The sequence below is a fragment of the Crocosphaera watsonii WH 8501 genome, assembly GCF_000167195.1.
In the GTDB taxonomy this organism is placed as follows: Bacteria; Cyanobacteriota; Cyanobacteriia; order Cyanobacteriales; family Microcystaceae; genus Crocosphaera; species Crocosphaera watsonii.
The window spans coordinates 1-20,201 of the sequence record NZ_AADV02000008.1 but is presented as its reverse complement, the minus strand read 5'-3'; the positions used below and the strand labels follow the sequence as shown (position 1 = coordinate 20,201).

Sequence of the window (20,201 nt, the reverse complement as noted above, 5' to 3'; positions counted from 1 at the left end):
GGGAGGTGTTTCTACCAATTATAGCGGTTTGTAGCCGACAAAGCTGATCTTTTTTGCGATCGCGAATATGGGTGTAACCTTTTAAAGAATAGGGTTTTGCTTTTATTCAGCAAACCCTAATTATATCCTTTGATAATACTTATTAGTTGAGTATTTTTCCTGATTAAGATAAATCTTTTCGGATAATTTTATCAATAGATTTAGGTAAAGTTTGAATATTGATCAATTGTAAGGTTTTCATATTGTAGGTTGTATAGATAGTTTCCTGGGAGTCTAGAGAAATATCAACAACTGTGAGGGTTTTTTGGGGAGATAAGTTACTATTTAAGAGTTTACGGGGACCCCCTCCTAATGCTCCACTATTGAGTAATTCCAGTTGACCTTTTTTTCCTGGATAATAGCCATGATGATGTCCACTAATATAAGTATGCACATCGTATTTTTCTAGGATGCTTTGCAGTTTTTCTCCTTCTGCCATATAGTTCCCTGGAGTATTTCTGCCCACGGTAACAGGATGAAGGGGAAGATGGCCAATAACTAGGCGTAGTTTAGCTTGTTTTGCTGGTGAACTATTTAAACTATTTTCTACCCAAGTTAGTTGTTTTTGGTCAATAATATGGGTGGAAGCATCCCAAACTAGGTAAAAAATATCTTGTTGTTGAAAACTATAATAAAAGGGAAAGTTAGCTTTATCAATAAAGTTTAATCCTGGGTTATGGTTGGGGTTATTCCAATAGGCAGAAGCAAGATTTCTTTCTTGTTCAAAGGTATATTTTCCCCCACTAATAGAACCAGAAGCGTCGTGATTACCAATAGTGAACCCGAGGGGAATATTGGCCTGTCTTAAAGGGGCTGAAACATGAACATCAAACGCAGCCCACATCGCTTCTATTTGTTGCTTGGTTAGAGACCTTTTTTGCCCTGCTACCATGTCCCCACCACATAATAATAAATCTGGTTGCCATTGAGGAGTTAAAGCTATGGCTTTATCTACCTCTGGATCGTAATCTGTTGAACCATATGGACCGTTTAAATCGCTAATAACAACGATTCTAACATCTCCTTTAATTGGGGCAAATAATCCTTCTGGAGCAATAGCAATATGTTGATTGGTTGGGATTGTTGCAGGAGTTTCAGATATTATATTTTCAGATGAATTAGGTTGAGATTTATTTAGTAATTGATGTCCTACCTTAGTAACTCCAATTCCAATTAATCCACCTGTAAATATTAAAAATTGACGACGATTATAAAGCATTAGATTATCAATTGAAGACAATAACAGTTATTAAATTTATTGTGTTTGAGAGGGGATTGTTCATTGTACTGAGTCAATAGTATGCAATTTTGTGAACCAAGATTGAACATAAGGATAGATTTTTTCCCAATGTTCATTAATACGTAAATCATGATAACCGAAAGAACAAAGAGCCGAAATATCAGCTATTCAATAAGTGTCTCCTCCTAATAAATACTCTGTTTGACTTAGTTTTCAAACACAGTAATCAGAAGATAAATGTAACTATGTGTAAAAAGATTAGATTAAGCGGTAATTGCCCACTGCTCGTCGCTAAAACTATAAATAGTTTGTCTTTTCCAAGGAAGGGTACATTGAGAGGGTTTTGTATCTAAAGAAAAGGGATAACGCTTTAATTGACCTTGCAATCCTGACATGGGATCATCTCCTGAAGAAATTAAAAATTCTAGGCGTTTGATATTATCCCAAGCGGCTAAGTTATCCAGAATACTAATGATAGCTTGTCCGTAGGGATGGTTCTGGTTTCTATGCCAATTATCATCCACCATTTTAACTTGTTCAAACCCGAGATGAAAGATTAAAGAAGGTTGTTCAAATAAGGCGATCGCCACGGGTCTTGCTTCTTCTTGTAATAATAATTGCATAGACCGACTAAGTTCTCGTACTTGTTGCAACTTTTCGTATCTTTCCGTAATTGTTACTGGTGTCTCTTCCCAGTCAATAGCAATGGTTATTAAAAAGGTTCGCAGGAATAAATGTCCCAACTTTTGGGCTTTTGTGGATAAATAACTGGAGTTATAAGTATTGGGTTCAATTAACAAGGGAACCCGTTCTACTACCTCTAAACCATAGCCTTTTAAACCAGCAATTTTTCGGGGGTTATTGGTAACTAATTTGATTTTTTTTACCCCTAAATCATTCAAAATTTGCGCACCCATTCCGTAGTCTCTTAAGTCCGCAGGAAACCCTAATTTTTCGTTAGCTTCTACGGTATCTAGTCCCATATCTTGCAAAGAATAGGCTTTTAACTTATTAATTAACCCTATTCCCCGTCCTTCTTGTCTTAGATACACTACAACCCCCGATCCTTCTTTTTCTATCATTTGTAAGGCGGTTTGTAGCTGCATTCGACAGTCACATCTGAGGGACCCTAAACCATCCCCTGTTAAACATTCTGAATGCACTCGTACCATTACAGGATGATCTTTAAACTCACTGGGATCACCTTTAACAATGGCTACGTGTTCTGTTTCGTCTAAAACGTTACGATAAGCGTAGAGTTGAAATGTGCCAAACTGACTTGGTAACTGACAGACGGTTTCTCGATAAACAAAGCGATCGTGTCGCAGACGATAACTAATGAGATCGGCAATAGTTATTAGTTTCAGGTTGTGTTTTTTTGCGTATTCAAGCAGTTCCGGTAGTCTGGCCATGGAACCATCGGGGTTTTGGATCTCACAGATCACTCCTGCGGGGTAAAGTCCAGCGAGTCTGGCTAAGTCCACAGCAGCTTCTGTGTGGCCAGCACGTTTGAGAACTCCTCCTGCTTTAGCCCGCAGGGGGAAAACATGGCCGGGACGGGTTAGATCCTCTGGTTGGGTGTTAGGATTGATAGCGACTTGGATGGTGCGGGCCCGATCTTCTGCGGAGATACCAGTGGATACTCCGAGATGGGGAGACGCATCGATACTGACGGTGAAAGCGGTTTGATTACTATCGGTATTTTTGGTTACCATCAAGGGCAGGTCTAACTCGTCTAACCGTTTTCCATTCATGGCTAAACATATCAGTCCCCGCGCTTCTACTGCCATGAAATTAATCAGGTTAGTGGTGGCAAATTGAGCGGCGCAGATTATGTCACCTTCGTTTTCACGGTTTTCGTCATCTACGACAATGATTGCACGGCCTGCTTTAATGTCGGCTAAAGCAGCGTCAATGGAGTCAAATTGAGGGATTATGGTTTGTATCGCGTCCACAAGTAATGATTTTAATGAGCGTAAGTTTTCCTATTCTAGATTGTAGCGAATAATAATAATATGAACAGTATTTATATATTATTAATAGGTTTAATAGCTAAAGTGTATTAGTGAAAATTTGTATGTTAATTATACGGAAATATAGAGATAAAGTAAGGGACATAATTAATTAATTCTGTTGAAAAAAACCTCCTGAACTGGAGAAAAAAAGAGCCAGAATGTTCGCAAATGACAAACAATATGTCACAATATTATATCAACTATAACGATCTAACGATCCATCCTTAAATATCTATGGCTACCATAAACACTGATAAGACTCAAAATGATAAAGTGCTAGAAGCAATGAAAAATTTTGCTGAACAGTACGCAAAACGAACAGGTACATACTTTTGTAGCGAACCCTCTGTGACAGCAGTGGTGATCGAAGGACTTGCTAGACATAAAGAAGAACTTGGTGCGCCGTTGTGTCCTTGTCGTCATTACGAAGATAAACAAGCAGAAGTTAAGAACACTTATTGGAATTGTCCTTGTGTCCCCATGCGAGAACGCAAAGAATGTCATTGTATGTTGTTTATTACTTCAGATAACGATTTTGCTGGGGAGCAACAAGAAATTGATCTAGACTTCATTAAAGAAGTTAGAGAAAATATGTCAGGCAAGTAAAAGTTATGATATCAGAAGAATTTTTGCAAGGGATTGAGCAATTTAATCAACGGGACTTTTATGCTTGTCACGATACCTTAGAAGCGATTTGGATCGATTCACCAGAGTCGGATAAACGTTTTTATCAGGGTATTTTACAGGTGGCAGTGGGTTGTTATCATCTCACTAATCATAATTGGCGTGGTGCGGTTATTTTGTTAGGGGAAGGGGTAAGACGACTCCGTGACTATCAACCTGACTATGAGACGGTTAATGTCTCTCAATTGTTAGAAGATAGTAAAACTTTGTTGAAATATCTTCAGGAAAGTGATCCTGATAATGTAGCTGAGGTTGCTCAAACTTTGCAAGAGTCTTCTGATGATTCCCCTTGTCAGTTTCCCTACATTGTTAGGGTATGAATTTTTATGTCTTTAACAAAATTATTCTATCAAGCAAGTGAAGATATCCTGAACAGTAAGATGTAATTCCTGAGCAAAAGATGGCACACTTAGCAACAAATCTAACTGATCATAGACTTCAACTTCTTGTTGAGGACGATAAACAAAGATAGTTTGTTCATCAGGATCAATCAACCAACCCATTTCTGTGCCATGCTTGAGACAATGTAAAATATTTTTAGTGACTTTTGTTTGACTTTGACCAGGGGATAATATCTCTATTGTCCAGTGTGGTGCTAGGGTGAATATATTAGCAATTTCCCCTTTTTCATCTCGGGTAATTCGTTCCCAGGTAAAGACGACAATATCAAAAACAATAGAGCGATCACCAAAATTACACCGTAATTCAGGGAAGGCACGAGCAATGCGTTTTGACCTCATGCTATGATTAATGGTGGCTACCAATTCCCCCTGAATAGCACTATGTTTTCCTTGTGGCATGGGTTTTTCAATAATTTTCCCGTCAATATATTCTCTTATGGGTTTTGTCTCTGGTAACTCTAAAAGCTCCCCTAATGTTAAAGTTTTAGATGATATCTGTACCATGCCTACTTAATAATTTTTTGGAGAATATTGCCATCTTAGACTTGATTATGAATTTGAGTATGGCTTTACGATTATACTTATCAAATTCATAATAACAAATTTTTGCTCATTTTTCAAGGGGTATCCCCCACCGCATTTTGTAGCAAAAAAAGTGCTACATCTAAAGAAAATATTTAAGGTTGATCATGATTTTCTGCTGCTCTTTTTAAAGCTTATTTTAGCCTAACGTACCCTCTAATACTGTAAAATAATAATTCAATAACAATTAGGGTAATTTTCTCAAAAATTTACTAAGGGGGTTTTTTTGGTCACTACATCTTCTACTGACTCATCTAGGCTTGTTTTTTTTGTTCCTGGTATTATGGGGTCAAGTTTATTTCTAGATCGCAAGACAGCTTTTGGAACGACACAAACAGAACAAATCTGGGGTAAGGATTTTCAGGAAAATGTACGTCTATTTCATCTACATCCTCAATATCTTAATCCCATAAATCCAAATGATATTAAAGCTGGTGTAGTTATTCCTTATTTTGAAAATATAATGCACTTAGTTCTAACTTCCCTACTTACCCAGTATAAGTCCGAGTGTATTAGTTGATATCAAATCTTTTAATTGGACTTGAAGTATCTCATAAGACAAAAAGGATTGAAACTTGTAATCTTGATACGTGAACCCAAANCTTCTTGTTCCCAGTTGAAGTCTATATAAACTATGGCGTTATGCGGAGATCACTGCCGAAGACATACCGAGCTGAAGTGAAGANCCTAGGTCACGCTNTGATTAACTTTTNAGTGAACGCACACACAAACGGATGCGAAGGGAGTACACAATATTCGTACGCATTGGGCGTTATTACTTGCGTCCAAAGCTTGTGTCCGGAATTATTATTCGTTTAATGCTATTGAATAACCCAGAGATAGCCGAAAAAACTGATTTATTTTTTCAAATTGCTAGTCCCATTAAAGGATCTGCAAAAGCCTATTTTGGTATTAAACGTTATCCTCAACTTGATCCTATTTTTGATAGAGTACGGCAATGGTTTCAAAAATCAGAAACCATGGGAGATTTACAAAAAGCTATTGAACGATGTTATTCTTTGTATCAATTGCTTCCTCATCCTGAAATAATTGCACTTCATGATGAGGGTGGAAGACAATATTCTCCCCTAGATAAAGGACTTTGGAATCAGGATATTCATAAATATATTGATGCTGCTATTGATGTTCATAAATAATTAGCTCAATCCGCAAAGCTTAATATTAATATAAAATGCGTTTATTCTAATCAAAAACCGACGATCACTCACTATATTGTTGATCCATTTAATGGTAAAATCAAAAGGCCGATTCCTAGTTTTATTTTGGGAGATGGTACGGTGACAGTTAATAGTGCGATCGCTTATTCTCAAGAAGATACACGAATCTTGATAAATACTCCTCCTGGGGATCATATGGGGATCTGTCAGAATGAGCAAGTGTATAATGAATTAATAAACGCATGGAACTCATTATGATAGAAGTAAATCATTTAACTAACTCAGTATATCTCTCCATATCTCTAACCTATGAGCCTCCTGTTCCCATACCTGGAGATATTTTAACCATTTATTTAAACAGAGATGGGCAATTTTCATCTGATCATAAGTTAATTGTTGAACTTGTTGCTGAAACAGGAAAAACATTGATTACCCTGGAGATAAATTCTTCTAATGAGGCTGCTACTTTAGAAATTCCTAATGATTGTGAGGAAGGTACTTATATTTTACAAGTGATTGATAACAAAGTTGTTTTAGATAGCACTGAGATCGATATTTTTGAAGATAAGAATTATGCTGAAAAAACAAATAGTTTTGTCAATGGATTAGAGCTTGAAATACAAATTAAAGAAGAGATTGAAAAAGAGGATTATGAAGAAGCTTTTAAGTTACAAGAAAAGGTAGAAGAACATTATAAGCATAATCTTAAATTTGCTGCTAAGTCTTGGGAAGAGTTCGCAGAGGTTTTGTATGAGAAGAAACAAATAGAATTGTCGAGAAAAGCATTAGATGAAGCTTTAGAAATTTATAAGAAAATAGAAAATTCAGATTATAAAGAAAAGATTATTGAGAGAATTAATCATAATTTAGAAATCGTAAAACGAAACCTGCTGAAAACTAAGCTTCAAATTTTGAGAGAGAAAAAAGGATATTCTCAAGATCAATTAGCTTTATTATTGAAAACAAATCCCGACCAAATTAAAGCATGGGAAGCAGGAAAAGGATGTAAAGAACTCCTCCCATTTTACAAACTGGCTAAGTATTTAAAGTGTAAAATAGATGACTTAATAAAGATTGATTATGATTCCCCTAAGCAACTAAAACTAAATAAACTATTAGATAAAAATAAAATTCGCTCTAGAATTAGATATTTTAGAGAAGAAAATACAACTTTGAATGTGGATCAACTAGCATTATTAGTAGGAGTAGAACCTGAAGAAATTAAAAAGTGGGAAGATAATAAAGAACTAGAAATATTAATAAAATATTTCAGATTAGCTCTAAGGTTAGATTGTAAACCTAGCGAATTGTTCGACTACGTTGATGGTACTGTAAAATTGAAACTTTCAGAAGTTTTTTCTAAACAGACTAATATGTACGAAGATTCGATAAAGAGCAAAAAATAGTATATCTTAAATGGATAACAATAACCTAAAATATTTGGATCTTGTAGTTAAATGTGTACAACAAAAGTTCTTGTAGACGCTAATTTTTTAGTTAATGTTAATGACGAAGATAAAAAACTATTAGAGCTAATGGAAGAATACCATCAAGTTCTAAAGATAACAGTTGTTTTGGATTGCTTAGCAAAGGTTTGCGATGATCATGAGAAATTGTTATCTGATAGGTTCGAGAATCGAATAAAGGTTATTTCTATTGATAGTTTAAAAGACTCTGAATGCGAATCTATACTCACTTTGTTAAATAGTGTTGAACATTGGAGCGATGATTATGATTCTAGAGTTGAAATGGCTTTTTACTCAAGTTCTGATTATACTGATATTCTTACAGATAAAAGTGAACACTTCGAAAAAGCTGATAAACATACCAAGGTCAAGGTTCTCAGAATACATGAGTTGGAGGAGTTATTGAAACAACCACCGAATCCTCCAGAGACTGTATCACCAAATCCTCCAGAGTCTGTATCACCGAATCCTCCAGAGCCTGTATCACCAAATCCTCCAGAGCCTGTATCACCAAATCCTCCAGAGTCTGTACCACCAAATCCTCCAGAGCCTGTATCACCAAATCCTCCAGAGTCTGTACCACCCAATTCTATTAAAGAACGATGGGAAAGTCTTTTAAGAACAATAGAATCTCTTATTTCACTGATAAATAGTTGGATCAAGAGTATCTATAGGTCTCGTAAGGTTTTGGGATTAATATTATTAGCAGTAATTGTCTGTTTATGTGTGATATTTTTTCATAGATTAAGCTTTCAAAACTATTGTCCTTTATATAACGATGAATTTATTAGTTGTGGAGAAAAAATCTTAACTGAAGAAACAAATGCGAGTTCGGAAGTATTTGATAAATATGCTAAAAATCCAGTTGACTATTTTAAAGACTCTAATTAGAAAGATTCGGTAGAAAACTTTATATTAGCTTTCAAGCAAAATCCAACCCCTGAAATCTTAATTTATCTCAATAATGCCTTGTTGGAAGTGAATAAAAAATCAGCAAATACACTCGCAGTTGCAGTACCAATTAGTAAATCTAAGGGTAATGCAACGGATGAAGAAAGAGATCTTGCTAAAGAAATTTTACGAGGGGTTGCTCAAGTTCAAACCTTAGTCAATATTTGTTTATTCCCTGATGATCTTGATTTTTTACCAGAATCAATTACAATCAAAACTCATAATGATTTTTGTGATAGGATTAAAGATAAAGACAAAGGACTTAGAATTGTAATTGTTGATGATGTAAATGATAAAGATAAAGCTAATATTTTAGCTGATAAATTACACGAATTCAAAAAGAAATCTATATTAGCAGTTATTGGTCATAATTCTAGCGATTTAAGTATTGAGGTTATTCCTAAATACAATCAAAATAAGTTAGTTTTAATTTCTCCTGGAAGTTCTAGTGAAATAGACAGTCTCATGAAAGACGATTTCTTTTTTAGGACAGTTCCTACTATTACCTATGAAGTTCAACCTTTGGTTGAATATATGAATAAGAAAAACCTGAAAAATGCTGCTGTATTTTATAATGGGGATAGTAACTTTAGTCAACCTCTTTTTGAAAAATTTAATAAAGAATTTGTAAAGAAGGGAGGAAAAGTTGTAAAAAAATTTGTCGGTAGAGATAACGATAATACTTCTTTTACAAAAGATAATTTTGATATTTAAAACGCATTAAAACAGTCTAAAGATGCAGATTGTTTAGTTTTATTTCCTGATGGACAAACATCTAAAAGTATGAATAATTCTGTCGATTTAATTGTAAAAAATAATGGGAAAAAGGCTATTTTGGGTTCTTGGACGCTTCGTCGCAATAGAGTTTTTAATGTAGTTAGGGTTTGCTGAAAAAGTTTCTCCAAAATTTATGCCACTTTTGACCAAGAATTTTCTGACAAATCAATAAGTTTTAGTACACAAAAATTGTTTAAAGTATAATCAAAATTAATGAAAGGCGGTTTGATGAGTTCCCCTGTTCTATTATTAGTAAATAAGGACAAAAAAAGCGACAAAAACTGCCTCAGAAGTTTAGAAAGATTGACAACTAAAAATGTAATAGCAATAGATGTAATGGAGGTTTCAGGGAGTTTTGTCATCACGAGATTTAGGCTAAATCTTCGTTTAGCTTGTCCAAACTTTCCCTCAATAGCATTACGGAAGCATTCATCGGAGTGGGCTTGTTTCTTTTCTTCTTCACTGACATTTTTCGGAGGTCTTCCTAACTTCGGACCACTGATTCTTATCCCTCTTTCCTTACACCAATTTCTGTTTTCCCTAGTTCGATAAATTTTATCTACATGGACGGATTCGGGATAATAGCCAAACGTTTCTTTATACTTTTCTACTTGTTCTTTTAAATGACAAGATTCATTGAAGTTTTCCCAACTTATTTTGTCTAGAAACACATAGTTATCTACATAGCTTACTGAGAGTTTAGCTCGAAACTCTATTGGTTTTCCTGCTTTTCCCCTCACTATTGGACGAATATGCGGTTGAGTTAAACTTACAATTCTTTGAGGAACACTCTGGGTCTTATTCTCCCACATTGACTGTTGTTGTTCATAAACTTTTTTGATAGTCTCTAGACAATTTTTCTGTCTTTTACTCAGATTTTCCAGGGAAGCCCCAGCTTGAATTAAGTCTTCTATATTTCCTAAATTTTTCTTAAGGTATTTTAACTGTTTCCCGATAGCTTTTCTTCTTTCTTGATAAGATACTTTTCGTTTTTTAGCTACTTTTAAGTATTCCTTTCTAGCGATTATTCTAGAAGTTCTCGGCTTTTTTCTCAATTTTACTCTTAATGGTTTATAAAGATTATCTATTATTCTTTCTGTCTCAATTCTGTCTTGATTTAATATGCCTAAATCCGTTGGGTATTTGATGTCTGTTGGCGCACAAGTCGCATCTAAAATTAGTTTACCTTTATTTTTTATTTTTTCTCCTTTTTCTTGGAGACAATCCTTTTTTTTTACTTCTTTATCACTCTTGTCTATTTCTCTTTTTACTATTTTTTTATTGATTTTGTTTATCAATTCTCCATAAATTCTTTTCCTAAAATGAACTAGCATTGAAGATTCCAGTGGTGGCTCTTGTTGATAACAATTTAAACCTATAAAGTATTGTAGATAGGGATTTTCTCTAATCTGTTCTATAGTTTCTCTATCACTTGTTCCTAATTTTTCCTTAATAATTAATGTCCCTAATGCCATTCTAAATAGTTTGGCTGGCGCACCTTTTTCTGCTGAAAAAAGTTTAGCATATTCTTCCTCAAAATCATCCCAAGGTATCAACTCTGCCATGATTACCCAACGATTATTGGGGGACAATTTACCCTCGAAAGGTAATTCAAATTTTTCTGGGGGCGGTAAAGGTTGCTCCTCTTTTCGATACATTTGTTCTTGACCAACAACTGGGAGGTGTTTCTACCAATTATAGCGGTTTGTAGCCGACAAAGCTGATCTTTTTTGCGATCGCGAATATGGGTGTAACCTTTTAAAGAATAGGGTTTTGCTTTTATTCAGCAAACCCTAGTTAAGGAAGCAGAAAAGAATAATGCTGTCATTGATGAAAAATTAGTGATTTATGCTCCCTATCATCACGAAACAACTGATAATAAGAGATATGTCAAAGAAGCACTTAAACTATGGGGAGATGCTAGTCCCAATAGAACAGCAGCAGCTTATGATGCTGCATGGGTTTTAGTCAAAGCATTGCTTAATGCAAAAAAGATGAATAGAGTGGAGCTAAAAGAATCTTTAAATGATTTAGAAAAAGTGACAGATGGTGCAACTGGAGTTATTACTTTTGATGAAAAGGGTAATCGTAATAATTTACCAGGATTATTATTAGAAGTAGAAGCAGATATAAGGCATCAAAAAACTGGTTTAAAATTTGTGCCTCTCTCTGAAAATGCTAGTCCGTAGAGGCCGCAGGAATGCTTTATTATCGAAAATTAATAACAAACATGAGGGCTTAATAATATTAAGCCCCGACAAAGGTTAAAATTCCTCAAATTCCTAACCGTTGATAAATGGTGTCTAAATTTTGTAAATGATGTTGAGGATCGAAACATTTTTCGATGTCTTCAGCCCCAAGATATTGACTCACCTGGGCATCTTTACAAACTAAATCATGAAAATTACCATCCTCTTTATTCCAAGCCTCGTGAGCGCATTTTTGCACGACTTGATAAGCATCTTCTCGACTCATTCCCTTCTCGACTAAAGCGAGTAATACCCGTTGACTAAAAATAACCCCACCATAAACATTCATATTCCGTTTCATGTTCTCAGGATAGACTAATAAATTCTTGACTAAATTAGTCACTTCTTTCAACATAAAATGGGTCAAAATGCAGGTATCTGGTAACATTACCCGTTCCACAGAACTATGGGAAATGTCTCTTTCATGCCACAGGGCAACATTTTCCAAAGCAGCAACAGTATAACCTCTAATAATACGGGCAATACCGGTTAACCGTTCCGAACGAATGGGGTTACGTTTGTGGGGCATAGCAGAAGATCCTTTTTGTCCTTTAGAAAAGTATTCTTCTACCTCTAACACATCGGTGCGTTGTAGGTTTCTAATTTCTACTGCAAACCTTTCCACAGAAGCAGCTAATAGTGCCAATTGTTGCACAAACTCTGCATGGATATCCCGGGATATAACTTGAGTGGAAGCGGTATCAGGTTCTAGTCCCAAGTATTGACAGGATAAGGCTTCTACTCTGGGGTCAACGTTGGCATAAGTTCCCACTGCCCCCGATATCTTACCCACACTAATGGTACTGCGTAGCTTAACCAATCTTTCTCTATTGCGCAATACTTCAGCCAACCAGCCAGCCAACTTAAACCCAAAGGTAATGGGTTCAGCGTGAATACCATGCGATCGCCCCACCATAACCGTGTTACGATGTTGTTGCGCTTGATAACGCAGGGCCTGGATCAAATCTTCGAGACGTTCTAATATCAGGTTTAAACTGGCCACCAGTTGTAAGGCCAAAGCGGTATCAAGAACATCGGAACTGGTCAAACCCAAATGGATGTAACGGCCAGCATCTCCTACATATTCGTTAACATTGGTCAGAAATGCAATGACATCGTGACGCACTTCTGCCTCGATTTCTAATACCCGTTTTGGGTCAAAATTCGCTTTTTCCTTAATCTCTGCTACCGCTTCTTTGGGAATGTAACCTAATTCTGCTTGGGCTTCACAAACTGCAATTTCTACTTGTAACCAAGTTTTTAGCTTATAGCTATCTGTCCAAAGTTGGCCCATTTCTGGCAAGGTATAACGTTCAATCACTGCCATTTATTACTGATACAACAAGATATCCTATCACAGTGAAGCACCGAACTAAAATCAGCGCCTGAATTAATCTAATTAAGCCGATGATTATTATCAAAATGAATTCTAGTTCCAGCCCATTGTAACTTTTCTCGTAGGGTTTGATAGAAAGAATAATTTTCTCGCAAGACAATAAACCTAGCCATACAATGGGCCATTTTAACCGATATCCATTGACCCGGCCAAATAGAAGTGGCTAAAGAACTATCAGTCCATAATTTAGTATTTAATTCATAATCTCCCAAAGGCCAAATATTGACTATAGAACCTGGAGGAATGACAATAGGACGACTCGATAGACTTAAAGGACAAATGGGGGTAACGGCGATCGCGTCCATGCCTGGGTGAATAATTGGTCCATTAGCCGAGGCTGTGTAACAGGTTGAACCTGTGGGAGTGGCTACCAATAAGCCATCTCCTTGATATTGGTCTACAATTTCCCCATCCACTTCTAGTTCCAAAATAGCAGTGGGCATTCGGTCAATACTAGCTGGTTTAATACACATTTCGTTGAGACAGTAGAAGCGATCGCTAGTTGCTTCAGGGGAACAGCGATCCCCTTCACACACCCGCGCTTCTAACATCATTCTTTGTAACATGGCGTAGCGATCGCTTTGCAGACGATGCCATACTTGTGCCGTATCCTTAAATAATTCAAAGGGTTCGGTTAAAAAGCCGAGATGTCCCCCCACATTCACCGCTAAAATGGGAATTCCTTCTGGGGCCAATTGTCTTGCAGAGGCTAAAATAGTGCCATCTCCCCCTAAGACGATGGCTAAATCGATTTTTTCTGAGGCAGAGGAAAGAAATACGGGATAAGGATTATCTTTATAGCCACTTGGTCCCATTAATACTTTACAGTCAAGGGCTTCTAGTTCTTTAGCGCAGCGTTGCGCCCATTTTTGACTATCCGGGTCTCCTGCTTTATGGGCGATGATAACTTGTTTGAGTTCCACGTTGATGTACTAAGTAGGGATATTCTTTCATTGTTAACCTAATGTTCTAGCATTGGGGAAACTTTAGTTACATTTTAAACACTTCTAATCATGGGAATGTCAATTTTGATACCTTGCATATTTTTACTTTTGATTATCTTAATAAGAAGGGCTAATTAGCCTAGTCTCGATTTTGATTGACCTACTAGATAACTTATGAACCCTTTAAGATTTGTGAATTATGTTTGGCCTGCTTTTATCAGCATGGTTATTTTAAGTGCGATCGTGGCTTCTCTGCCGGATGTCTTAGCCAATGAACCCTCAGTGACGAAAGTAGAGAACGTTGAACCCCTAGAAAGCCCCACAGGAAACTGGCAAGACTTACAAGGGGACCAAACCCAAGATAATCAACAATGGTCTTGGGATATTGAAGAAAGCGACGGCATCATTTCTGAGAATCTGGAATATGAAATGTCACCAGAGTTGTCCGATGATTCCCCTGTAGTTGATCTCGAAAAAGAAGATGAAGAGTGGGAAAACAGCAACAGAGGTGATCCTAAAAAGAGTGGAGGGTTAATTCCTGTTGCCGAATTTTAGTTATATAGCGTTTCTCGCAACGAGTGAGGTACACCTAATATCGCGCCTCCGAACTCCGAACTCCGAACTCCGAACTCCTAAAACTAGAAAACTGTGTACCTCACAAGTATTTGGACTTTGGATAAAAAAACAATCGTTAGCGTAAATTTTACGCTAAACATATCTCCAGAGCTAAAATAGAGAATTAAGGTGATTTTAAAAACTCTCTTTCCATCTTTTTAGGGGATTTTAAATATTAAATAGCTTCATTCAGTTTCGGTTCCAATATAGATATCTAAGTAGCTTTCAGTTAGAGATTGAATGACTCGTTCTAATTCATCAATGAGATTTCTTCTAGTGAGTTTTTCTACAGCATCAATATGAGCAGAACTTCCGGCTCGTCCTAAATATTTATATTTGGTTTTTTTCTCATTATTAGTGGCCATAGGAAAAATTGATTCAGCAGCCTGTAGTTTATAATACCAGTAGATTGTTCCCTTTCCATTAACCTGATAACGAATAATATGACAATTAGCTGGTGCTACTTCCCCTTCCCGTTCAATTTTCTTTATTTTCTGTTTAAGAGAGCGAATTAGACTCTTAATTTGTTTGGCTCTCAGGTGGACATCTTGACTGGTCTTAAGTTCGGAATGTGATGACATTAGCCTTAACTGTAACAAACAACCTCTTTTGATGTTAGCGTATATATTCCGCTAATTTATAAGGTAATAAATTTTAAAAATGACCAAAAATGAAACGGCTACGTCTGTCGAGGAATTCCTGGTGTGGAGGTCTAACCTCTTCCAAGGACTAAAAGCTAGAAAAGAAACTATTATAGAATTACTCGATGCCCTCTCCAGTAACCAACAAGCTCACTCAGTCGTTGAATTGTCTCTCAATCCTTTATTTAGAAGAGATTATAACAGTTTATATAGAGGAATTCAATAGTTTTTACCCACTCAAACTGACCCTAATTATGAACAGAGAATTGAGACTTTATTTTCAGCGGTATCGAGAACAATTCCTCCCACTTCAAAACATTATAACTTATTTGGTATTGACACAACTCCCTGTCCACGACGGTTTGCCGAAACGTTAGCGGATAAAACCTTTATTCATTACCCCAATCCAATTAAGGGAAATAAACCCATTAATATTGGACATTGTTATTCCGTTGTCTGCGCTTTACCTGACCAAATAGACACAGAAAAAGTCCCTTGGGCTGTCCCCTTATCAGGAGAGCTAGTCCCCTCTAAACATAAAGGAGTAAATCAAGGCAATCAACAACTAAAAAAAATCTGGCAAAGTTCTTTATTTTCTGATAAATTATCTGTCTTAGTGGCTGATAGTGACTACAGCCAAAAGGATTTTATTGGGGAACAAGTTAAGCATGAAGACGTAGTTACTATTACAAGAGTTAGAAGTGACCGAGTTTTTTATCGTCAATTTATTCGGGACCCAAATCAAGCCAAAACTTCGGGACATCCCCGTTGGTATGGGGATAAATTTGACCTTAAAGATGACCAAACTTGGACTGAACCTGATGAAGTTCATCATGTTCCCTTTACAACGAAAAAAAGGTCGTCAATTAACAGTGACTATTTCGGGATGGAAACAGATGTTAATGAGAGGAACTAAAAACTATAAAATGAACAATCACCCCTTTACTTTACTCCAGATTGTTGTCAGAGCTCAAGAAAGAAATAGTATTTGGAAACCTATGTGGCTTATTGTTATTGGTTCTCGGCGCGATGAGTTAAGTTTAGTTGATTGTTATCAGTGTTATCGACAACGTTATGACATGGAACATCTTTTTCGATTTGGTAAACAAAGATTATTGATGACATCTTATTTAACTCCCGATGTACATCATGAAGAAAATTGGTTTAAACTAACACTTCTTTCTTATGTAAATTTGTGGGCTGCCAGAAAATTAGCTGTGGTTTTACCCCGTGATTGGGAACAGTATTTGAAGACTAATAAATCCATAAAAATCACCCCTAGTCTAGTTCAAAGAGACTTTTCAAGAATAATTACGACCTTGGGGACTTTCGCCAAATTTCCCAAACGTCGAGGTTTTTCTTCCGGACGTATTAAAGGTTACAAAAAAGCCCCACGAACTCGTCATGATGTTATCAAGAAAGGGAGCAAAAAATCAACTGAAAACTTAAAAGCTCCTTAGTTTTCCTCAGAATCTATAGATTAGCCCTATTTGTCAGCCAATTTTATTGACTGATACAGAGCCGATATTTTGGGATTTTAGTTTAGCGTAAAATATACGCTAACAAACTTTTTTTTATCCAAAGTCCAAAAGTATGAGAAGTGCTATATTAACCTCCCTGCCATCCCCTAGCTTTTCTACTCATTCAAGGGGAAAAGACTTAGAAAATCCTCTAACTCGAACCAGTATTCTAGAAAGTATTCGTTGGTGAGGGTGGTAACAAATTCAGCAAAAGTAATGTATTTGTCCCAGACTTCTTCGGTTTGGGCTATTTCTGCGGTAATTTCTAAAAGGGTTTCATGGTATTCTTGTTTAGAAATTTCTCCCGTGTTTCTATACAGATTTAGTAATGTGTAATCAAAAGCAACCGTTGCTTCAACGTTATATATAGCTGCTTGTAACTTAATATGGGTCAAAAGAATTTCGATAGGTTGAGGAGTTGTCATAATTTAAATGGTTGAGCGAATCAATGAGTAAATACAGATTGAATGATCTAGAACTTTACGGGTAAGTATAGAGATATTTATGTTAATTTAAACAAAAATTAGAGAAATTTCCTGGGTATTTTTTGGGTATTTTCCAAAATTTTACCAATCGACTCAGTAATTGTTCTCAAAATTAGGAACAAAAATATCAATACTTCCCTGTTCATTCATGGCACAGTAGATTTTAATATTGAACTCCGGGCTCAAGTTTTTCCTGATTTTTCCCAAACCACCATCGATTGTAAGTTATATCTTGTTGTAGATTGGATAGAAAAAATGGCTCAAATCTAGATGCTTTGAATGATAAAAATTTCTTATAAGAAATAGATACAACGCTTGATTGTAAGCATAAATATAATACTAATGTAATTGTACAAGCCTCAAAAAACTTTCCAAACATCTCACACCACCTCGTGATTCTGATAATAACTATTAAACTGGACTCAGTAATCTCAGTAATCTAAATACTCTTCTACTGTATTACTTCGTGATTACTGATGACTGTGACGGGGTGAAACTAGGCAAAGTGTCACACTGCTCGTTTAACTTAATAAAAATTTTATCATTACTTTGGTAATTGTTCCTGAAAATGGTATGAAAATCTCACTTTCATTAAAAATAAGACAAAATAAGGCAAAAAAAGACAATGATGGTTTGGTTATCTGGCAGCTACTACTTTTGATCGTTTTATCTGGATTAGTTTCTTCTTTAATCTTATTTACTCAAAAGAATAACCAACCTTCCCTTGACTGCGAAGGAAAGGATACAGTTGAATGTAGTAGAAAATAGTAATCAAGAAAAAGAATAAGTTTAAATGTTCTGATCAGCAAAAATAGTGACACTCCTGCCGACGCTTCACCAGTTGGGACAGAGGGGAAGCTTCCTACCTCACCATAGTAAGACAGAAATTATCTAACTTCGATGATGGATAATAGACAATGAAACAAAGTTAGAAAAGATGATTTGCTATACTAAAAATAGTTAAAAAGCTTAAACTAGCAACTATGAAAAAATCCGTTTTTTACTATCTCCCTATTGTCCTTACTTTGCTCTCCTATCCAATTATTAATATACCATTTATTCCTTCAGCAATGGCACAAGAACAAATCATGAAAACTTTAACTGTTACAGGAGAGGGAACGGTGAGAATTCCTACTACCTTAACCGATGTTAGCTTAGGGGTAGAAATACAGGGTAACACCGCAACGGAAGTTCAAAACAATGTAGCTCAAGGAACATCATCCCTAGTCGATTTTCTGCGATCGCGTTCTGTAGAAAGGTTGCAAACCACAGGAGTTCGTTTACAACCTAACTATCAATACAATAATAATCAAAGGCGTTTAATAGGTTATATCGGCACAAATACAGTGACTTTTCGGGTAAAAACCGAAGAGGTTGGGAGTTTATTGGATGATGCAGTTAAAGCTGGAGCAACTCGTATCGATCGCGTCGGGTTTACCGCAGAAGAAACTGCTATTTCAGAGGCACAAAAAGAGGCGTTAAAATTAGCTACTTTAGACGCACAAAAACAAGCTGAAGCGGTTTTATCTACCTTGAACTTTCAATCTCAAGAAATCATTAGTATTTCCATCAACGGTGCTAATGCTCCTCAACCTCAAATCATGCGATCGCCAGAAACGATGAGGACTACCAGTGCTGCTGATAGCACTCCTGTCATTGGAGGAGAACAAACCATAAGGGCAATGGTAACTTTACAAATAAGTTATTAACTACGTTTAACATTGTTTCAGTTTATCTTGCTGTATTAATTAATACAAAACTAGGGTTTTAAGATACTTTTTCGTATATTTAAAAAATATTAATTTAGCTAGTCAGTAACAGAAATAAATGTTATTTGTATAGTAGTTTAATAAAACAATTTGGTTCAGGCATAATTATCAAAATCTAAATGATAGCTGAGGTATTCTGAATGTACGAAGATTTTAATTACATTACCGATAACAACTTTTTGATAAACTATTGGAGGCAAGAAAAGGTCATTTGCCAAAAGTGTCAGGGAGAAGGAAAACTAAGTATAGAAGGCAAAGAAAACATGGTTTCCTGTTCTTTATGCGAAGATACTGGAATAGTCCATCGACATCTGCAACAGAAAGAGTCTGCTGCTTAATTCACTTCGTTGGCTCAAAGTTGGGGGTAAGGTTAAGTTGAATTACCCTTACCCCGAGCTTTTTGCAAAAATACTTAGGGTTTGCTGAAAAAGTTTCTCCAAAATTTATGCCACTTTTGACCAAGAATTTTCTGACAAATCAATAAGTTTTAGTACATAAAAATTGTTTAAGGTATAATCAAAATTAATGAAAGGCGGTTTGATGAGTTCCCCTGTTCTATTATTAGTAAATAAGGACAAAAAAAGCGACAAAAACTGCCTCAGAAGTTTAGAAAGATTGGCAACTAAAAATGTAATAGCAATAGATGTAATGGAGGTTTCAGGGAGTTTTGTCATCACGAGATTTAGGCTAAATCTTCGTTTAGCTTGTCCAAACTTTCCCTCAATAGCATTACGGAAGCATTCATCGGAGTGGGCTTGTTTCTTTTCTTCTTCACTGACATTTTTCGGAGGTCTTCCTAACTTCGGACCACTGATTCTTATCCCTCTTTCCTTACACCAATTTCTGTTTTCCCTAGTTCGATAAATTTTATCTACATGGACGGATTCGGGATAATCGCCAAACGTTTCTTTATACTTTTCTACTTGTTCTTTTAAATGACAAGATTCATTGAAGTTTTCCCAACTTATTTTGTCTAGAAACACATAGTTATCTACACAGCTTACTGAGAGTTTAGCTCCAAACTCTATTGGTTTTCCTACTTTTCCCCTCACTATTGGACGAATATGCGGTTGAGTTAAACTTACAATTCTTTGAGGAACACTCTGGGTCTTATTCTCCCACATTGACTGTTGTTGTTCATAAACTTTTTTGATAGTCTCTAGACAATTTTTCTGTCTTTTACTCAGATTTTCCAGGGAAGCCCCAGCTTGAATTAAGTCTTCTATATTTCCTAAATTTTTCTTAAGGT

19 protein-coding genes and 2 pseudogenes are annotated in these 20,201 nt (G+C 36.0%); 12 read left to right on the top strand and 9 right to left on the bottom strand.

What is annotated here, in order from left to right; translation table 11 throughout:
• Nucleotides 1–163: 163 nt before the first annotated feature.
• Together CWATDRAFT_RS11835 and ribBA are read right to left on the bottom strand one after the other, a co-directional pair.
• Nucleotides 164–1,258 (bottom strand): metallophosphoesterase family protein, encoded by a 1,095-nt coding sequence (locus tag CWATDRAFT_RS11835; protein WP_007305216.1) that lies wholly within the window; start codon nucleotides 1,256–1,258, stop codon nucleotides 164–166.
• Between the two features lie 284 nt (nucleotides 1,259–1,542).
• Entirely contained in the window at nucleotides 1,543–3,234 is a 1,692-nt protein-coding gene (ribBA, locus tag CWATDRAFT_RS11830) for a bifunctional 3,4-dihydroxy-2-butanone-4-phosphate synthase/GTP cyclohydrolase II (RefSeq protein ID WP_007305215.1), read from the bottom strand.
• A gap of 294 nt (nucleotides 3,235–3,528) precedes the next feature.
• On the opposite strand from ribBA, the gene CWATDRAFT_RS11825 reads away from it, so the two are divergent.
• Both CWATDRAFT_RS11825 and CWATDRAFT_RS11820 read left to right on the top strand, forming a co-directional pair.
• On the top strand, nucleotides 3,529–3,900 hold the full coding sequence (locus CWATDRAFT_RS11825) for a ferredoxin-thioredoxin reductase catalytic domain-containing protein (RefSeq protein WP_007305260.1): 372 nt from the start codon (nucleotides 3,529–3,531) through the stop codon (nucleotides 3,898–3,900).
• A gap of 5 nt (nucleotides 3,901–3,905) precedes the next feature.
• Complete coding sequence (locus tag CWATDRAFT_RS11820) at nucleotides 3,906–4,298, top strand: DUF309 domain-containing protein (protein WP_007305261.1); 393 nt, start codon at nucleotides 3,906–3,908, stop codon at nucleotides 4,296–4,298.
• A gap of 21 nt (nucleotides 4,299–4,319) precedes the next feature.
• Here CWATDRAFT_RS11820 and CWATDRAFT_RS11815 read toward each other — a convergent pair whose 3' ends face one another.
• The gene (locus tag CWATDRAFT_RS11815) at nucleotides 4,320–4,883 is read right to left on the bottom strand and encodes a Uma2 family endonuclease (protein ID WP_007305214.1); all 564 of its coding nucleotides are present in this window, start codon (nucleotides 4,881–4,883) and stop codon (nucleotides 4,320–4,322) included.
• 872 nt (nucleotides 4,884–5,755) lie between these two features.
• Here CWATDRAFT_RS11815 and CWATDRAFT_RS11805 point away from each other — a divergent pair.
• The 4 genes from CWATDRAFT_RS11805 (at nucleotide 5,756) to CWATDRAFT_RS11790 (ending at nucleotide 9,270) form a co-directional block, all read left to right on the top strand.
• Nucleotides 5,756–6,118, top strand: coding sequence for a hypothetical protein (locus CWATDRAFT_RS11805; RefSeq protein WP_042711462.1), 363 nt, complete (start codon nucleotides 5,756–5,758; stop codon nucleotides 6,116–6,118).
• A 275-nt stretch (nucleotides 6,119–6,393) separates the two neighbouring features.
• On the top strand, nucleotides 6,394–7,545 hold the full coding sequence (locus CWATDRAFT_RS11800) for a helix-turn-helix transcriptional regulator (RefSeq protein WP_232287081.1): 1,152 nt from the start codon (nucleotides 6,394–6,396) through the stop codon (nucleotides 7,543–7,545).
• Nucleotides 7,546–7,596: 51 nt separating this feature from the next.
• Nucleotides 7,597–8,496, top strand: coding sequence for a hypothetical protein (locus tag CWATDRAFT_RS37210; protein WP_007305264.1), 900 nt, complete (start codon nucleotides 7,597–7,599; stop codon nucleotides 8,494–8,496).
• Nucleotides 8,497–8,583: 87 nt separating this feature from the next.
• Nucleotides 8,584–9,270, top strand: coding sequence for an ABC transporter substrate-binding protein (locus tag CWATDRAFT_RS11790; protein ID WP_007305265.1), 687 nt, complete (start codon nucleotides 8,584–8,586; stop codon nucleotides 9,268–9,270).
• Nucleotides 9,271–9,464: 194 nt separating this feature from the next.
• Here CWATDRAFT_RS11790 and CWATDRAFT_RS11780 read toward each other — a convergent pair whose 3' ends face one another.
• Nucleotides 9,465–10,991 carry an IS5-like element ISCwa2 family transposase gene (locus CWATDRAFT_RS11780; protein ID WP_007305213.1) on the bottom strand — a complete coding sequence of 509 codons (1,527 nt, stop codon included), beginning with the start codon at nucleotides 10,989–10,991 and terminating at the stop codon, nucleotides 9,465–9,467.
• A 183-nt stretch (nucleotides 10,992–11,174) separates the two neighbouring features.
• On the opposite strand from CWATDRAFT_RS11780, the gene CWATDRAFT_RS11775 reads away from it, so the two are divergent.
• Nucleotides 11,175–11,522, top strand: coding sequence for an ABC transporter substrate-binding protein (locus tag CWATDRAFT_RS11775; RefSeq protein ID WP_007305266.1), 348 nt, complete (start codon nucleotides 11,175–11,177; stop codon nucleotides 11,520–11,522).
• A gap of 85 nt (nucleotides 11,523–11,607) precedes the next feature.
• On the opposite strand, the gene purB is transcribed toward CWATDRAFT_RS11775, so the two are convergent.
• Both purB and CWATDRAFT_RS11765 read right to left on the bottom strand, forming a co-directional pair.
• Entirely contained in the window at nucleotides 11,608–12,903 is a 1,296-nt protein-coding gene (gene purB / locus CWATDRAFT_RS11770) for an adenylosuccinate lyase (RefSeq protein WP_190273840.1), read from the bottom strand.
• Nucleotides 12,904–12,977: 74 nt separating this feature from the next.
• Nucleotides 12,978–13,901, bottom strand: coding sequence for an NAD(+) kinase (locus CWATDRAFT_RS11765; protein ID WP_007305211.1), 924 nt, complete (start codon nucleotides 13,899–13,901; stop codon nucleotides 12,978–12,980).
• A gap of 213 nt (nucleotides 13,902–14,114) precedes the next feature.
• On the opposite strand from CWATDRAFT_RS11765, the gene CWATDRAFT_RS11760 reads away from it, so the two are divergent.
• The gene (locus CWATDRAFT_RS11760) at nucleotides 14,115–14,477 is read left to right on the top strand and encodes a hypothetical protein (RefSeq protein ID WP_231599043.1); all 363 of its coding nucleotides are present in this window, start codon (nucleotides 14,115–14,117) and stop codon (nucleotides 14,475–14,477) included.
• A gap of 245 nt (nucleotides 14,478–14,722) precedes the next feature.
• Here the strand turns inward: CWATDRAFT_RS11760 and CWATDRAFT_RS11755 are convergent, their stop codons facing one another.
• Nucleotides 14,723–15,118, bottom strand: coding sequence for a hypothetical protein (locus CWATDRAFT_RS11755; protein ID WP_007303072.1), 396 nt, complete (start codon nucleotides 15,116–15,118; stop codon nucleotides 14,723–14,725).
• A 79-nt stretch (nucleotides 15,119–15,197) separates the two neighbouring features.
• Between CWATDRAFT_RS11755 and CWATDRAFT_RS33490 the strand changes: the two are divergent.
• Nucleotides 15,198–16,638, top strand: a pseudogene (locus CWATDRAFT_RS33490) (NF041680 family putative transposase).
• 176 nt (nucleotides 16,639–16,814) lie between these two features.
• Here the strand turns inward: CWATDRAFT_RS33490 and CWATDRAFT_RS11740 are convergent.
• Entirely contained in the window at nucleotides 16,815–17,123 is a 309-nt protein-coding gene (locus CWATDRAFT_RS11740; protein ID WP_007305210.1) for a hypothetical protein, read from the bottom strand.
• Nucleotides 17,124–17,732: 609 nt separating this feature from the next.
• On the opposite strand from CWATDRAFT_RS11740, the gene CWATDRAFT_RS11730 reads away from it, so the two are divergent.
• The 3 genes from CWATDRAFT_RS11730 to CWATDRAFT_RS11720 all read left to right on the top strand — a co-directional run bounded on the left by CWATDRAFT_RS11730 (nucleotide 17,733) and on the right by CWATDRAFT_RS11720 (nucleotide 19,290).
• Complete coding sequence (locus tag CWATDRAFT_RS11730) at nucleotides 17,733–17,951, top strand: hypothetical protein (protein WP_035826219.1); 219 nt, start codon at nucleotides 17,733–17,735, stop codon at nucleotides 17,949–17,951.
• 215 nt (nucleotides 17,952–18,166) lie between these two features.
• Nucleotides 18,167–18,892 carry an SIMPL domain-containing protein gene (locus CWATDRAFT_RS11725; protein WP_007305269.1) on the top strand — a complete coding sequence of 242 codons (726 nt, stop codon included), beginning with the start codon at nucleotides 18,167–18,169 and terminating at the stop codon, nucleotides 18,890–18,892.
• 200 nt (nucleotides 18,893–19,092) lie between these two features.
• Nucleotides 19,093–19,290, top strand: a complete 198-nt coding sequence (locus CWATDRAFT_RS11720) for a hypothetical protein (RefSeq protein WP_007310492.1) — start codon at nucleotides 19,093–19,095, stop codon at nucleotides 19,288–19,290.
• A 105-nt stretch (nucleotides 19,291–19,395) separates the two neighbouring features.
• Here CWATDRAFT_RS11720 and CWATDRAFT_RS11715 read toward each other — a convergent pair.
• A pseudogene (locus CWATDRAFT_RS11715) lies at nucleotides 19,396–20,201 on the bottom strand (IS5-like element ISCwa2 family transposase); the annotation flags it as partial.